The sequence below is a fragment of the Streptomyces sp. Go-475 genome, from assembly GCF_003330845.1.
Lineage (GTDB): Bacteria > Actinomycetota > Actinomycetes > Streptomycetales > Streptomycetaceae > Streptomyces.
Window position 1 is genome coordinate 668530 of the sequence record NZ_CP026121.1, and the last position, 14782, is coordinate 683311.

Genomic DNA, 14782 nt, shown 5'->3' on the forward strand with positions numbered 1-14782 from the left:
GCAGATGGCCCGGCGTCGCCTGGGCACTCGGCAGGTACCGGCTCGCGGGGGTGCCGAGCGTGCGCCCGGCGTGAGCCGGTACCTTGCTGGGAAGGCCACTGCGGGGAGAAGCACATGACCGATCCGACGACCACAGACGCGGACGCCCTCCGTCCGCTCCCGAAGGCCGGGAAGCCCTCGGGTGGGCCCGGCCGGCTCCTGGGCGCCGTCATGGGCGACCTCAGGGCCGTGGACGGCGCCCTGTACGCGGCGGTGGCCGCCACCCCCACGCCCACCCTCGACCGGACGCTGCGCCACCTGTCCCACGCGGCGGACCACTCGAAGATCTCGTTCACCATCGCCGCCGCCCTGGCACTGGCCGGCAAGCGGCCGCGCCGGGCCGCCGTCGCCGGCGTCGGCGCGATCGCCGTGGCCTCGGCCTCCGCCAACCTGCTCGGCAAGCGCCTGGTGCGCCGGGCCCGTCCGGACCGGGAGGCCGCCCGGGTGACGGTGGACCGGCACGTCAAGATGCCGACGTCGGCCTCGTTCCCCTCCGGGCACACGGCGTCGGCGGTCGCGTTCGCCACCGCCGTCGGCGTGGTCCTGCCTCCGGCGGCGGTGCCGCTCGGGGCGCTGGCGGGCGCCGTCGGCTACTCCCGCATCCACACCGGCGTGCACTATCCGGGCGACGTGGCCGCGGGCGCGGTCCTCGGCATAGCGAGCGCCGCGGCGGCGCTGGCGGCGGCAGCCGCCACCCCCTCGGCGAAGACGCAGGCGCTCCTCGCGGCCGCCCGCTCCTGGCCGCGCATCGGCATCGCGGACTCCCTGCGCCGGTGAGCGGCGGCCCGCCCCTCGCGCCGCGGGAGGTCAGGGCAGGAGGATGACCGCCTCCTCGGGGCGCTCACACCCGAGCCGCCCCGAGGACCTCTCGACGCCCGGCTGAGCGCCCCCCGATGCCCGGCTGAGCGCCCGCCGATCGCCCGGCTGACCGCCCCACGACGCCCGGCTGACCGCCCCTCGACGCCCGGCTAGGGAACGGGAACGGCGGCGGGCCGCCGGATGTCGACGGCCGTGAGCGCCAGGGCCAGCGGCCCGGGGACCAGGAAGGCCAGCGGCAGCAGCATCCAGGCGCACAGCGCGGCCGTCGCCACGGCGAGCAGCACCAGGCCGCTGCCGCCCACGTCCGCCACTGCGTCCCGCACGGCCCCGCGCAGCGCCGCCCGCCAGTCGGTGACCGACTCGGGGCGTCCGCAGGCGCGCAGGCCGACGACCGCGGCGCACGTGCCGATGCCGGCGGCGGCCACCGCGAACAGCGGCGCCCCGGGCAGCCCCGCCCCGGCCAGCGCCAGGTCCGCGGCGAGCAGCAGCAGGCCCGCCAGCGCGACGGCTCCCGCCAGCAGGTCACCGGCCCGCAGGCGCTCGCGCAGCAGGGCGACGTACCGTCCGGCCGTGACCGGCCGGTCCTGCCCGGCCCCGCGCAGCACGGCGCACGCCGTCGACAGCGCGGCCGGGGCCGTCACCAGCGGCAGGCACGCCACCGAGGTGACGAGTCCGACGCTCAGCACGTCCGCGAACAGGGTCATGCGCGGCCCGAACACCTCGCCTGCCTCACGTGTCGGCATCCCGCTCACCCCTTCAGTCCGGAGCTGGCCATGCCCTCCACCAGGAACCGCTGGAAGGCGAGGAAGAACAGCACGATCGGCAGCAGCGCGATCACCGACAGGGCGAACATCGGGCCGAAGGCGGAGGTGCTGGAGGCGTCCACGAAGGACCGCAGCGCGAGCGTCAGCGTGAACTTGTCCGGGTCGAAGAGGTAGATGAGCTGGGTGAAGAAGTCGTTCCAGGTCCAGATGAACGTGAAGATGGCGGTGGTGATCAGGGCCGGCCGGGTGAGCGGCAGCACGACCTGGAAGAAGCTGCGGAACGGGCCGCAGCCGTCGATCCGGGCCGCCTCCTCCAGCTCGCGCGGCAGCCCGCGCATGAACTGCACGATGAGGAAGACGAAGAACGCCTCGGTGGCGAGGAACTTCGGCAGGATCAGCGGCCAGTAGGTGTTCACCAGGCCGAGCTGGTTGAAGATGATGTACTGCGGGATCAGCACCGCGTGGTGCGGCAGCATGATCGTCGCGATCATGAAGGCGAACAGCGGCCCGCGCAGCCGGAACCGCAGCCGGGCGAAGGCGTAGGCGGCCAGTGAGCAGCTGATGACGTTGCCGAGGACCGCGCCGCCCGCGATGAGCAGGGAGTTGCCGAGCAGCCGCCAGATGGAGACGTCGTTCACGCCCTCCAGGGCGGTGGTGTAGTTCGACCACTCCAGGTGGCTCGGGAGCAGGTTCAGGCTGGCGATGACCTCGTCGGCGGGCTTGAGCGAGGTGGCCAGCAGCCAGGCCAGCGGGTAGAGCATCACCAGCAGGGCGGCCAGGCAGCCGAGGTGCAGGGCGAGGCGGCCCCAGCGGACGGGCTTGCGGGGCGCGGTGGTCGGGACGGCGGTCATCGGTCCCCCTCGGAGGCGTAGAAGACCCAGGAGCGCGAGGTGCGGAACAGCACCGCCGTGACGGCGCCGATCACGACGAGCAGCACCCAGGCCATGGCGGAGGCGTATCCCATGTGGGAGGCGACGAAGCCGCGGTCGTAGAGGTACATGGTGTAGACGAGGGTCGAGTCGGCGGGTCCGCCCTTGCCGGCGCTGACCGCGAAGGCGGGTGTGAACACCTGGAAGGCCTGGATGGTCTGCAGGACCAGGTTGAAGAAGATCACCGGGGAGAGCATCGGCACGGTGACCGACAGGAACTGACGCCACTTCGAGGCCCCGTCGCACGCCGCCGCCTCGTACAGCTCGGCGGGGATCTGCTGGAGCCCGGCGAGGAAGATGACCATCGGCGCGCCGAACTGCCACACCGTCAGCAGGGCGACGGCGAGCAGTGCCCAGCCGGGCTTGTTGACCCAGCCGCCGGTGCCGAACAGGTGGTCCACGGTGCCGCCGTCGTTGAAGATCGCCCGCCAGACCAGGGCGATCGACATCGACGCGCCGAGCAGGGAGGGCGCGTAGAACGCGGAGCGGTAGAAGGCCTTGCCGCGTTTCATGCCCTTCAGGGCGAGCGCCACGACGAGGGCGAGGGCCAGTTGCAGGGGCACGGCGATGACGACGTACGTCAGGGTCGTCACGACGGAGCGCCAGTAGCGGGGGTCCTCGGTGAACATCTGCACGTAGTTGCGCAGGCCCACCCACTTCGGCGGGGTGAACAGGTCGTAGTCGGTGAACGACAGGTACAGCGACACGGCCATCGGCAGCAGCGTCAGGACGACCGCGCCGAGGACCCACGGGGAGAGGAACACCCAGGCGGCGCCCTCGCGTTCGCGCTTGGGGCGGCGTTCCGGGGCGGGTGCGGGGGCGCGCTTCGCCTCCGCGGGGATCGCGGTGGTGGTCATGACCTCAGCTCCGCCTTCGCCTCGGTGATGTAGTTCTCGGCCGCCTCGCGGGGCGACATGCGCGCGTAGGACACCTGGTCGTAGTCGCGCTGGAAGGTGCTCTGGAGGGCGTTGTCACCCGCGGGCGGGGCCTGGGGCGGGTCCTTGAGCTTGCCCTCCAGGGATGCCTGGTAGTCGGCGATGGTCTTGTCGAAGTCCTTCAGCCGCGGGCCGATCTCGTCGCGGATCGTCTCGTTGACGGGGATGCCTCGGCTCGCGCCGAGGATCTTCGCCGCCTCCCGGTTGTTGATCATGAAGTCGAGGAGCTGGGCCGCCTCCTCGGGGTGGGCGGTGTGGGCGGAGACGCCGAGGAACATGGACGGCTTGAAGTACTGGCCGGGTGTGCCGTCCTCGCCGGTCGGCATGGGGGCGAGGGCGACGCCGGTCGGGACGAGGGCGAGGAATCCGCTCGCGGGGGCGTCCCAGTTGGCGTCGGTGACGGACTTGCCGCGTCCCAGCGGGGTGTTCTCGACGGAGCCGTCGAGCTGGGTGGTCTGCTCGGCGGGCGAGACGGCGCCCTCGCGGCGCAGTTGGTCGGTGAAGGTCCACCAGCGGGTGAGGTCGGCGGCGGTGAAGCCGAGCCCGCCGTCTTCGGTGTAGAGGGCCTTGCCCTGGCCGCGCAGCCAGACCTCGAAGGCGTCCTCGCTCTGGCCCGGGTCGGTCGCCCCCGGTTTGCCGGTCTTCTTCGCGAGGGCGCGCATGGTGTCGGCCCACTGGCTCCAGGTCCAGCTCTTGCCGGGCAGGGGCACGCCCGACTTCTTCCAGGTCTGGACGTCGTAGGCGACGGTCTCGGTGCCGCGGCCCTGTGGGATGGCGTACTGGACGTCGTCGACGCGGCCGGTGGCGAGCAGTCCCGGGTCGATCTCGGAGGTGCGCAGGACGGACTTCTGCTTGCCGAGGTCGAGCAGGACGCCGCCGGAGGCGTACTGGTCGATCTGGCGGTAGTCCAGCTGCATCACGTCCGGGGCGTCGCCGCCGGCGGCCTGGGTGGCGAGCTTCTGCTTGTAGGCGTCGTAGCCGGAGAACGACGTCGTCACGTCGACGTTCGGATGCTGTTTCTCGAACAGCGCGACGGCCTGCTCGGTGCGTTCCGCGCGGTCGGGGTTGCCCCACCACGTGTAGCGCAGCACGACCTTGCCGCCGTCGGCGGACTCGCCGGGTCCTCCGCAGCCCGCCAGCACGGCGCACAGTGCCAGTGCGGCGGCCGACGCGCAGAACCCCTTTGTCCTGTGTCCGGGCATGCCGAGGTCACTCCTCTCCTCGGAGATGGGTCGAGACCCCCCAGGTCCCCCCTCGCTCGGTGTGCGGCTACTCCGCCTGGTACGGCAGCGTGGTGCCCGGCAGCGCGTACTCGTCGCGGCGGCCGCACATGCCGAAGCCGCCGAGCCGGGTGGGCGCCGCCTCGTGGGCGGTGGCCTCGCCGAGGTAGGCGGGCTCGCCGGCGGCCAGCGCGTCGAGCTGGGCGCCGGTGCGTTCGGCGGTGGCGAGGGCGCCCGCCCGCCACAGGGCGCGCCAGGTGGGCACCTTGTCGCGCACGAGGCGGGCGGCGGCCCGCTGGAACTCCCGGTAGGGGCCGTTGTCCCCGGCGACGAGCGCCTCGCGCAGGGCGAGGTAGCCCTCGACGGCGAGGTCCCTGCGGCGCCGGGCGGCCGCCGCGGTCTCCGGTCCGGTGCCGGGCGGCAGGGCCGCCGCGGCGGCGTACCTCTCCGGGTCGGCGAGCACCTCGGGCGGGAAGGTGAACACGGCGTCCCCGGCCTCGGGCAGGCCGCTGTTCTGCATCAGCACGGTGATGCGCAGATCGCCGCCCTGCACCATGCGGTGCACGGTGCCCGGCGTGAACCAGGCGACGGAGCCGGCCGCGAGGGGGATGTCCCGGTAGCCGTCGGGGCTCAGCGTCTGGACCGCGCCCCGGCCGCCGGTGACGACGTACGCCTCGGTGCACACCAGGTGCAGGTGGGGGCTGCCGCCGCAGACGCCGTCGGCGGCCTCCCAGTCGTAGGCGCTCAGGTGGGACAGTCCGACCGCTCCGGGCAGGGGGTGCGGAAGAGCCGGTTTCGGTTCGCTCACCACGGCAGGCTCCCGAGGTGGGTGCCGACCCGGTCGCGGTCCCAGGCGCCGTCGGCGACGAGGATGCGGTAGCGGTACGCGAAGGACTCGCCCGGCGGCAGCTCGAACTCCTCGAAGAACGCCCAGGAGAAGGCGACCGTCGGGAACGGCTCGGAGCGGACGAACCAGTGGGACTCGTGGATGGCGGACGTCTCGTCGAGGTTCTCGGGGGCGTGCGCGAAGACCAGGGTGGAGTGGCCGTCGACGTCGTCGTGCTCGGTGGTGAAGGCGAGCCAGGGGCCCTGGCTGCCCATGAGCTTGCCGGCGTCGGCGTCGGTGTCCGGGGCGAAGACCGTGCCGCCGGTGAAGTCGCGCGGGCCGCGCCACTGGAGTCCGGTGTAGCCGGCCATCTCGCGGCCCGCGGTGGTCGGGGAGCCGAAGGCCAGGGGTTCGGAGCGGGTGTTGGTGAGCCGGATCGACCAGTCGAGGGCCCAGGAGCCGGTCTCCTCGTCCACCGAGTGCACGGTCAGCGACCGCGCCTCGTGCGCCCACTCCTGGCCGCCGTTCTCGAGCCAGGTGAGGTCCTCGGTGAAGGAGAGGCGGTCCTCGTCGACGGTGAAGGCGGAGAAGCCGTCGTGCCGCATCGAGCCGACCCGTTCCGGCAGGCGGAGGTAGCCCTGGCCGTGGACGTAGCAGTTGCCGCCCCAGAAGTTCTGGCCGGACAGATGACTCGCCGTCATCTGCAGGCCCTTGTGCCAGCGGTGGTCGTTCGGGCGGTAGCCGGTGACCGTGCGGCCGGACAGGGTGCGCACGGGATGGGCGTAGGGCTTGCGGGACTCGAAGGGGTCCGGGTCGGGGCGGTAGACGTAGCGGAGGATCTCCGTGCCGTTCGCCGCCGTGACGGCGATGTCCTCGCCGTGGGTGTGGGTGACGCGGATGCTCATGCGCGCTCCTTGGGGGCCCAGTCGGGGTACTCGCCGTGCATGGCCTCGTAGAAGGGGTCGCCGGGGCCGATCTCCCCCGCGTGCACGGATCGGCCGGTGAACGCCGCCTTGTACAGGGCGGCGGCGAACTCGAGGGTGGCGCGGGCCTCCTGACCGCTGCCCGGCGGCCGGGTGCCGCTGTCGTAGGCGTCGAGGAGCGCGCCGAGCTGGGCCGTGTGCGAGCTCGGCACGTCGTGCGCGGGGGTGCGCCAGGCGATGGCGCGGTCGGAGGCGACGTGCGGGGCCGGGGTGTAGACCCAGCTGTCGTTGCTGTGGCCGTACAGGTGGGTGAGTTCGACGGTGGCGTCGGCGCAGTCGATGCGGATGCGGCTGACCTCGTCCGGGGAGAGCACGCTGTTGACGACGGTGGCGAGGGCGCCGCTCCTGAAGCGCACCAGGGCGGTGGAGACGTCCTCGCTCTCGGTGTCGTGGACGAGCCGGGCGGCCATGGCGCGGATCTCCTCCCACTCGCCGAGCAGGTGCAGCATCAGGTCGTACTGGTGGATGCCGTGGCCCATGGTGGGGCCGCCGCCCTCACTGGCCCACTTCCCGCGCCACGGCACCGCGTAGTAGGCGGCGTCCCGGTGCCAGGTGGTCTGGCAGTGCGCGACGAGCGGGGCGCCCAGTTCGCCGCTGGTGATCAGCTCGCGGGCGTGTACGGCGCCGGAGCCGTAGCGGTGCTGGAAGACGACCGCCGCGTAGGCGCCCGAGGCCTCCTCGGCGGCGGCGATCTCGTCGTACTCGGCGAGCGACAGGGTGAGCGGCTTCTCGCACAGCACCCAGGCACCGGCCTTGAGCGCGGCCACCGTCTGGTCCCGGTGCAGGGAGGGCGGCGTGCCGATGAGGACCAGGTCGGGGCGTGCGGCGTCCAGCATCGCGTCCACCGAGGTGTACCCGGCGACCTGCTCGCCGGCCAGCTCGCGGAAGGCGTCGAGCCGCTCCTGGTCCACGTCGACGGCGGCGACCAGTTCCACCCGGTCGGAGTGGGCCCGCAGCGCGGGCAGGTGGCTGCCGCTGACGATGGCTCCGGTGCCGACGACGGCCACGCGGCGGCGGGTGGGAGACCCTGGGGACACGGACATGCGGCGCTCCTCGGACGGCCGGCGGACACACGCTTGGAAAGCGCTTGCACTCGGAAGGTGACCCTAGGCGCGAGAGAATGTCTGGACAACCCCCCTGCACGGACCTGCACAAGGTCTGCGCGCGCGTTCTCCCAGCTCGGGGCGGAGATGCCGAGGTGCGCCGCGGCCGGGAAACGGCGTTCCCCCGCCCCCTTACGGGGGCATACCCCACCGCGAACCGGCCGCCAGCCGGAGTGATCGCGCGGCGCCCCCTCCCTACCGTTCTGTCACACACCCCCCTCCCTGGCATGACCCTGCCACGCCAGGGAGGGGGATATCCGCGACAGAAGGGACACCCACGTGTTATCCCGCCTCCCGGGCACCGCGAGGAGAGCCGCCCTCGCCCTGACCGCCGGGGCTCTCGCCTGCACGGCGCTGCCCGCCACGGCCGCCGAGCGCGCCCCCGGCTCCGACCCCCTCGCCCGCTACCACCAGCAGCGCCTGACCTGGAAGAGCTGCGTGCTCGGCCCGGACGACACGACCGGCAAGGAACTGGAACAGGCCGGCGCCCGCTGCGCCGACGTGACCGTGCCGCTGGACTACGCGGACCCCGGCGGCCGTACGATCACCGTCGCGATCTCCCGGGTCCCCGCCGCCGACACCGGCCGCCGCGTCGGCCCGCTGCTGCTCAACGGCGGCGGACCGGGCGGGCAGACGCTCGGGGACCCGCCGTGGGTGCGCAAGGCGATGAAGGACGTCGGCGCGCGCTACGACGTGGTGGGGGTGGACCCCCGTTTCGTGGGCCGCAGCACACCGCTGGACTGCCGCTGGCCGACCGGCTCGGCGTTCCGCGGGGCTGGTGCGGACCGGGCCGGCTTCGACCGCGTGGCCGCCTTCTCGAAGGACCTCGCCGAGCGCTGCCGCAAGAACGCCGGTGGAGTGCTGTCCCACATCAACACCCGCAACACCGCGCGCGACATGGACGTGATCCGGGCCGCGCTCGGCGAGCGGCGGATCTCCTACCTGGGCTACTCCTACGGCAGCTATCTGGGCGAGGTGTACGCCACGATGTTCCCCGGCCGCACCGACCGGGTCGTCCTGGACGGGGTGATCGACCCGGAGCGCTACGGCCCCCGGCTGCTGCTGGGCATCGAGCGGGCCAACCGCCGGGCGCTGCAGGGCTGGGCCTCCTGGGCCGCCGCCCGTGACACGACGTACGGCCTGGGCGGGACGCGCGGTGAGGTGCTGGCGGCCGTGGAGCGGGTGCGCCGAGCCGCCGGCCGGTCCCCGCTGCGGCTCGGCGACCACCGGGTGGACGGGCACGTGATGCCCATCGTCGTCTTCAACGGCCTGTCGCAGCACAACGACACCGCCTACGGGGAGTTCGCGCAGGGGATGCGGGACATGCTGCGGGCCTCCCGGGGGCAGCGGGTCACACCGTCCCCCTGGCTCGCCGGGGTGCTCGACTTCGTGCTCACCGGTGCCGACTCGCACTACGGCAGCGTGCAGACGGCGATCCTGTGCGGCGACGGCACGGCCCCGCGCGACCCGGAGGTCTACTGGCGTGACGTCCAGCGCACCCGGGCGCAGGATCCGCTGTTCGCGCCCGTGACCCACAACATCAACCCGTGCGCCTTCTGGGACGCGCCGCGGGAACGCCCGACCACGGTCCGCGACGACCTGCCCGCGCTGCTCGTCAACGCCACCGGAGACCCGCGCACCGGCTACGTCGGCGCCCAGGCGGTGCGGGCGATGTGGCCCTCCTCGCGGCTGGTCACCCTGCGCGGCGCCGACCAGCACGCGGTGTACGGCGTCTACGGGTCGCCGTGCGTGGACGACGCGGTGAACGCGTACCTGGCCACCGGGCGGCTGCCGGTGCGTGACCTCGACTGCGGGGCGCCCACGCGCGGCTGACGCACGCGGGAGCCCGGACCGTCGCCGGTCCGGGCTCCCGGAGTGGGCGGGATCGAGCCCCTCAGGACTCGACGATCTTGCGCACGTTGTCCACGGATCCACAGCCGGCCTTCAGCTGACGCTCGCGTTCCTGCGAGAACGCCAGGCCCAGCTCCTCCCGCCGCTCCATCGCCACGTTCTCCCGCGCACCGTTGAGGATGGTGCGCTCCTCCTCGTCGGCGTGGTGGGTGACGGCCTCCACCAGCTCCTCGAGCTTTTCGTCCCACTCCTCGGAGCCGACCTCCTCCACCTCGAGGAGTTCCAGGAGTGCCTTGTTGCCCTCGTCGTGCTCGTGCTCGCCGTGCTCGACTTCTTCGTCATCGATGTTCTTGTACCGCTTGAGCGCCGGGTAGACCTTGGCCTCCTCGGCCAGTGCGTGGGCGATCAGCAGGTCCGCGAATTCCCGCAACGCGCCCTCACGATCGGCCTCGACACTGCGCATTCGGCGGAAGAGGTCCTCCATGCGCCGGTGGTCCCGGAGAATGAGTTCGACGACGTCTTGCGTATCGGTCATGGAACAGGACGCCTTTCCTTCGAGAAATTCGGGCCACTTTCCTGTACCCGTTACCAGCGATACCAGCGGCCCTTGCGACCTCCGCTGTCCGCGGTGCGCACCACGAAGCCGAGCAGCCACAGCACCAGCACGAACACCGCGATCCACCACAGGACCTTCACCGCGAAGCCCGCGCCGAACAGGATCAGGGCCAGCAGCAGGACGAGAAGCAGGGGAACCATAGTCATCAACCTCCGCTCCTCCTGGTGCCCGGCGAACAGGCGAACACACAGTCGAATTTCAGTGTTTCTTCACCGGGATCGCGGGCACCTGCCCTCCTTTCGGCGCCGTCGGCGGATACCCGCAAGAGCAACAGGCCCTGTTTCAGTCCTTGCCGACGACGACCACCTCGTCCTCGGCCCTCCATCGGCGTCGCTCGGCTTTGGGCGGATTGATCCGCACGCCGTAGCCCGGACTCGTCGACGCGTCATCGTGGATTCGGTAGCCGATGGCGCATTCGCCGCGCCGGCGCGCCGCGGCCACGACGGTGGCGAAGGTCGTCTCGCACCCCGGCAGTACGTAGTCGCCCGCCGGGCGCAGGCGAATACCCGTACCGTCGGCGGAGAACAGCTCCTCGAAAACCGCCGCCAGGTGCCGGTTCTGGGAGATCTGTGCCATGAGCAGGCCGATGAGCTTGCCACTGATGATCACGTCGGCTCCGGGGCCGATCGGGGCGAGTGCCCGGTTGCGGTCGTCGATCAGCTCGGTGACGACCGGCAGTTCGCGCCCGGTGGTTTCCTCCAGTTGGCGCAGCAGCAGGAGGGTGACGAGCGTGCGGTTGTCGGGGTCGTGCGGCGGGTGGCTGGGAGCGGGGTCCTGACCCAGCACGATCACGCTGTCGTAGGAGTGCACGTCGAGACGCCGCAGTGTCTCGGGACGAGTCACGTCCCCCTGGTGGAGGGTCAGGGTCAGATCGGTGCCGTGGCGCGCATCGGCCTCGCTCACCTCCCGGACCGTCGCCTCACCACCGTCCGCCACCACGTCGACGACTGATCCGGGCCGGGCGCGGCGGCGCAACTGATCGAGCATGAGCGGCGCCCGGCGGTTCCAGCCCAGCAGGAGGACCCGCTCGGGCCGCGCGGGCGTCACCGGGCCGGAGACCATCGCCGCCTTCTCGACCCACTCATCGCAATCGGCCGCCCAGGCCGTGTCGTCGTCCCGGGTGATGACGATGAGCAGGTCGTCCGCGGCGACGGGTGTCTGCGGAGACGGATTGAGCAGGGGTGTGTCCGCGCGCACCATCCCCACGACGCTCGACGTCGGGTAGGACAGCAGCGCGTCGCCGAACGGGCGTCCCGCCAGGGACGGTTCGCTCACCAGGTAGAACTCGTCGCCGGCGAAGTCGAGGAGCTCCTGGTGGACGAGGGAGAGCCCCGGGCGGCGGGCGGCCTGGACGATCAACCGGGCGGTGACGGTGTCGCTCTCCAGGACCACGCCGCCCGGCCCGGCGGCGAGATCGGCGGCCAGACGGTAGCGGTCGTCCCGTACGGCGGCGACGACCGGCGGGCGGGTCTCCTCCCCCGCCAGGGCCGCCCTGAGCGCCAGCAGCGTCTTGACCACCTCGGCGTCGGCGTCGGGCTCGTCACGGGGCAGGACCAGCACGACACCGGCCGTGGCCGGACTGGTCAGTCTGAGCACGGCCGGGTCGGTGGTGGGGCCGCTGCGGCAGATCAGGCGCGTCCGGCCGACGGCGCCCACCTTCGTGCTCAGGGCCTCCTCCATGGCGGTCTTGTCCTGGTCGGCCAGCACCGCCACCGCGGCGCGCCGCTGGTTGGCGTTGGCGGCCACCAACTCGCTCACCACCGTGAAGACCTGCTCCGACCACCCCAGGACCACGACGTGCCCTTGTTCCAGCACGGTGGACCGGCCCCGCCGCAGCGCGGTGAGCCGTTCCGTGAGCGCCGTCGTGATCAGGCCGACCAGCGTCGAGACGTACAACAGCGCGACCAACGCGAGCAGCACCGACATCGTCACGCGCAGCGGCGTGCCGGTGGCGCCGCCCAGACGCAGGGTCTCTCCGGTGAGGTGCCACACCTCCGCCAGCCGGTCCGGCAAGGACGCCGGCGCGTCGGGGTCGGTCCACACCACCACAGCACTGGCCGGGACGACGACGGTCAGGCACAACAGCGCCATCCAGCCGACCAGGGCGGAGGCGCCGCGGGCCAGCGTGCTGTCGAACCAGTAACGGGCCCGGTCACCGAGCGGAGTGCGCCGCCGCGCCACTCTTCCCCCCTCCGTCGCCCCGGCCTCTCGTGCGGTCCGCCGGCGCCGCCTGAGCGGTGCGCCGCGCTGAACGCCGGAGAGCACGGATGTGAATACGCCTGTCGCAGTGTGGAGGCCCGAACGCGGCGGAAGGCGCGGTTCGCCGCGCATTCATTCCTTCGGGTTCCCCTGGCCGTCCACGCCGGCCGACCCGCTGTCACGTCAGGGTTTGTCGCGACTTTCCCTCCTTCGGGTCAACGCCCTGGCGATGGACGGCGCCCGGACACGACCGCCAGTACAAAGGCCGCCATGACTGAAGATCACGCGGTGGTGCACCCGGACGGCGGTTTCTCACGGAGGAGCTTCGCTGCGGCGGCCGGTACGGCCACGGTGGCCACGGCCCTGGCCGGCGGTCCCGCCACGGCACTGCCCGCCCCGACCGCCCGGGGCGACAGCCGTGGCGCCGACTTCGACCGGTGCCTCGCCGTCGCCCGCGCCCTCCTCGTCCTCGACTCCGACGACCGCCCCCTCGTCCCGGTCTACCAGCGCGTCCTCAACAAGGGACTGCCGGCTCAGCGGCGGACACGCCCCAAGGACGTCCTCGTCATCGGCGCCGGCCCGGCCGGACTGGTGGCTGCCTGGCTGCTGAAGAAGGCAGGTCACCGGGTGACGATCCTGGAGGCAAACGGCAACCGCGCGGGCGGCCGCGTCAAGACCTTCCGCAACGGCGGCCACGAGAACGCCGCGCAGCCCTTCGCCGATCCCCGCCAGTACGCCGAAGCGGGCGCGATGCGCATTCCCGGGAGCCATCCCCTGGTGATGGAGCTGATCGACCAGTTCGGACTGAAGAAGCGGCGCTTCCACTACGTCGACGTCGACGCCGAGGGACGTGCCGCGGGCCGCACCTGGATCCACGTCAACGGCATCCGCGTACGGCGCGCCGACTACGCCCGCGCGCCCCGGCGCGTGAACCGGTCCTTCGGCGTCCCCCGGACCCATTGGGACACCCCCGCCGCCGCCATCCTGCGCGCGGCGCTGGACCCGGTGCGCGACGAGTTCAGCTACGTCAACGGTGAAGGCAAGCGGGTCGACAAGCCGCTCCCGGAGCGGCTGCGGGGCTGGGCCCGCGTGGTGCGCCGGTTCGGCGACTGGTCGATGTTCCGCTTCCTCACCGAGCACGCCGGGCTCGACGAGCGGACCATCGACCTGATCGGCACCCTGGAGAACCTCACCTCGCGCCTCCCGCTGTCCTTCATCCACAGCTTCATCGGCTCCTCCCTCATCAGCCCCGACACGCCGTTCTACGAGCTGGAGGGCGGCACGGCCGTACTGCCGGACGCCCTGCTGGAACGCGTCCGCGAGGACGTGCGGTTCGACCGCCGTGTCACACGCATCGAGTACCACCACCCGGACCGCCCTTCGGCGGACACCGAGCACGTGCGGAACAAGGGCCCGCACGTGTGGGTGGACACCGTGTCCGAGGGCCGCGACGGTCCCGTCGTCCGCGAGCAGTTCACCGCGGACGTCGCCGTCGTCACGGTGCCGTTCTCCGGACTGCGCCACGTGCAGATCGACCCGCCCATGTCGTACGGCAAGCGCCGCGCGGTCTGCGAACTGCACTACGACAGCGCGACCAAGGTGCTGCTGGAGTTCAGCCGCCGCTGGTGGGAGTTCGACGAGGCCGACTGGAAGCGCGAGCTCGACGCCGTCGACCCGGGCCTGTACGAGGCTTACCGCACCGGCCGCGCCGCCACGGACGGGAGCCTGCTCGGCGCTCACCCCTCCGTGCCCGGCGGGCACATCACAGCGGGTCAGCGCACCCACTACGCCGCCAACCGCGCGATCAGCCGGGATCAGCCGGAGGCGGTCGACGTCCTGGGCGGCGGCTCGGTGTCGGACAACGCCAACCGCTTCATGTTCCACCCCTCCCATCCGGTCCCGGGCAGCGCGGGGGGTGTGGTTCTGGCCTCCTACAGCTGGGCCGACGACGCGCTGCGCTGGGACTCCCTGGACGACGAAGCACGCTACCCGCACGCCCTGTGCGGCCTCCAGCAGGTCTACGGGCAGCGCATCGAGGTCTTCTACACCGGCGCGGGCCGCACGCAGAGCTGGCTGCGCGACCCCTACGCCTACGGGGAGGCGTCCGTGCTCCTGCCCGGACAGCACACGGAACTGCTGCCGGCCATCCCCGTGCGCGAGGGACCGTTGCACTTCGCCGGTGACCACACGTCCGTCAAGCCGGCGTGGATCGAGGGGGCCGTGGAATCCGCCGTGCGGGCCGCTCTGGAGATCCACACGGCGTAGCAGTCGCTGAACCGCCGCGCATGCCAGGGCCCCGGCGCACCGCCTGGGCCCTGGAGGGCGCCGTAAGGACCCGTCGTCCGCCCGGAGGGCGGGCCCCGCGGACCGCCCGCGCAAGAGGCCCCGGCTGGGATACCTCGGCGACCGCAATGACCAAAACCTCCGTTGGTTCCGCAAGCGAGACAGCCCGTCGGCGTCCGGTGCAGCATGTGGCCCACGTCACCCTCCCCCACAGG

13 protein-coding genes are annotated in these 14782 nt (G+C 72.4%); 3 read left to right on the top strand and 10 right to left on the bottom strand.

Going from position 1 to position 14782, the window contains the following annotated elements:
• The first annotated feature begins 114 nt into the window (after positions 1–114).
• Positions 115–816, top strand: coding sequence for a phosphatase PAP2 family protein (locus C1703_RS02995; protein ID WP_114250400.1), 702 nt, complete (start codon positions 115–117; stop codon positions 814–816).
• A 191-nt stretch (positions 817–1007) separates the two neighbouring features.
• Here the strand turns inward: C1703_RS02995 and C1703_RS03000 are convergent, their stop codons facing one another.
• The 7 genes from C1703_RS03000 to C1703_RS03030 form a co-directional block, all read right to left on the bottom strand.
• Positions 1008–1601, bottom strand: coding sequence for a hypothetical protein (locus C1703_RS03000; protein ID WP_114250401.1), 594 nt, complete (start codon positions 1599–1601; stop codon positions 1008–1010).
• 5 nt (positions 1602–1606) lie between these two features.
• The gene (locus C1703_RS03005) at positions 1607–2473 is read right to left on the bottom strand and encodes a carbohydrate ABC transporter permease (protein WP_114250402.1); all 867 of its coding nucleotides are present in this window, start codon (positions 2471–2473) and stop codon (positions 1607–1609) included.
• Complete coding sequence (locus C1703_RS03010; RefSeq protein ID WP_114250403.1) at positions 2470–3408, bottom strand: sugar ABC transporter permease; 939 nt, start codon at positions 3406–3408, stop codon at positions 2470–2472. The genes C1703_RS03005 and C1703_RS03010 overlap by 4 nt, the downstream gene beginning before the upstream one ends.
• The gene (locus C1703_RS03015; protein ID WP_114250404.1) at positions 3405–4688 is read right to left on the bottom strand and encodes an ABC transporter substrate-binding protein; all 1284 of its coding nucleotides are present in this window, start codon (positions 4686–4688) and stop codon (positions 3405–3407) included. The genes C1703_RS03010 and C1703_RS03015 overlap by 4 nt, the downstream gene beginning before the upstream one ends.
• 67 nt (positions 4689–4755) lie before the next feature.
• Positions 4756–5517 (bottom strand): cupin, encoded by a 762-nt coding sequence (locus C1703_RS03020; RefSeq protein WP_114250405.1) that lies wholly within the window; start codon positions 5515–5517, stop codon positions 4756–4758.
• On the bottom strand, positions 5511–6437 hold the full coding sequence (locus C1703_RS03025; RefSeq protein WP_114250406.1) for a PmoA family protein: 927 nt from the start codon (positions 6435–6437) through the stop codon (positions 5511–5513). The genes C1703_RS03020 and C1703_RS03025 overlap by 7 nt, the downstream gene beginning before the upstream one ends.
• Positions 6434–7558, bottom strand: a complete 1125-nt coding sequence (locus tag C1703_RS03030; protein ID WP_198678070.1) for a Gfo/Idh/MocA family oxidoreductase — start codon at positions 7556–7558, stop codon at positions 6434–6436. The genes C1703_RS03025 and C1703_RS03030 overlap by 4 nt, the downstream gene beginning before the upstream one ends.
• A gap of 339 nt (positions 7559–7897) precedes the next feature.
• Here C1703_RS03030 and C1703_RS03035 point away from each other — a divergent pair, with 339 nt between their 5' ends.
• The gene (locus C1703_RS03035; RefSeq protein ID WP_114250407.1) at positions 7898–9451 is read left to right on the top strand and encodes an alpha/beta hydrolase; all 1554 of its coding nucleotides are present in this window, start codon (positions 7898–7900) and stop codon (positions 9449–9451) included.
• 61 nt (positions 9452–9512) lie between these two features.
• Here C1703_RS03035 and C1703_RS03040 read toward each other — a convergent pair whose 3' ends face one another.
• The 3 genes from C1703_RS03040 to C1703_RS03050 form a co-directional block, all read right to left on the bottom strand.
• Positions 9513–10004, bottom strand: coding sequence for a hemerythrin domain-containing protein (locus tag C1703_RS03040; RefSeq protein WP_114250408.1), 492 nt, complete (start codon positions 10002–10004; stop codon positions 9513–9515).
• A gap of 50 nt (positions 10005–10054) precedes the next feature.
• A complete protein-coding gene (locus tag C1703_RS03045; protein WP_114250409.1) occupies positions 10055–10225 on the bottom strand; it encodes a hydrophobic protein in 171 nt (56 codons plus the stop codon).
• Between the two features lie 142 nt (positions 10226–10367).
• Entirely contained in the window at positions 10368–12266 is a 1899-nt protein-coding gene (locus tag C1703_RS03050; RefSeq protein ID WP_114250410.1) for an NAD-binding protein, read from the bottom strand.
• Positions 12267–12554: 288 nt separating this feature from the next.
• On the opposite strand from C1703_RS03050, the gene C1703_RS03055 reads away from it, so the two are divergent.
• Entirely contained in the window at positions 12555–14549 is a 1995-nt protein-coding gene (locus C1703_RS03055) for an FAD-dependent oxidoreductase (RefSeq protein WP_114250411.1), read from the top strand.
• The last annotated feature ends 233 nt before the right edge of the window (positions 14550–14782 follow it).

What these genes read in the sequence shown, in the direction of transcription:
- C1703_RS02995 (WP_114250400.1), top strand. Translation starts at nt 115, where the DNA reads ATGACCGATCCGACGACCACAGACGCGGACGCCCTCCGTCCGCTCCCG.
- C1703_RS03000 (WP_114250401.1), bottom strand. Translation starts at nt 1,601, where the DNA reads ATGCCGACACGTGAGGCAGGCGAGGTGTTCGGGCCGCGCATGACCCTG.
- C1703_RS03005 (WP_114250402.1), bottom strand. Translation starts at nt 2,473, where the DNA reads ATGACCGCCGTCCCGACCACCGCGCCCCGCAAGCCCGTCCGCTGGGGC.
- C1703_RS03010 (WP_114250403.1), bottom strand. Translation starts at nt 3,408, where the DNA reads ATGACCACCACCGCGATCCCCGCGGAGGCGAAGCGCGCCCCCGCACCC.
- C1703_RS03015 (WP_114250404.1), bottom strand. Translation starts at nt 4,688, where the DNA reads ATGCCCGGACACAGGACAAAGGGGTTCTGCGCGTCGGCCGCCGCACTG.
- C1703_RS03025 (WP_114250406.1), bottom strand. Translation starts at nt 6,437, where the DNA reads ATGAGCATCCGCGTCACCCACACCCACGGCGAGGACATCGCCGTCACG.
- C1703_RS03030 (WP_198678070.1), bottom strand. Translation starts at nt 7,558, where the DNA reads ATGTCCGTGTCCCCAGGGTCTCCCACCCGCCGCCGCGTGGCCGTCGTC.
- C1703_RS03040 (WP_114250408.1), bottom strand. Translation starts at nt 10,004, where the DNA reads ATGACCGATACGCAAGACGTCGTCGAACTCATTCTCCGGGACCACCGG.
- C1703_RS03045 (WP_114250409.1), bottom strand. Translation starts at nt 10,225, where the DNA reads ATGGTTCCCCTGCTTCTCGTCCTGCTGCTGGCCCTGATCCTGTTCGGC.
- C1703_RS03055 (WP_114250411.1), top strand. Translation starts at nt 12,555, where the DNA reads ATGACTGAAGATCACGCGGTGGTGCACCCGGACGGCGGTTTCTCACGG.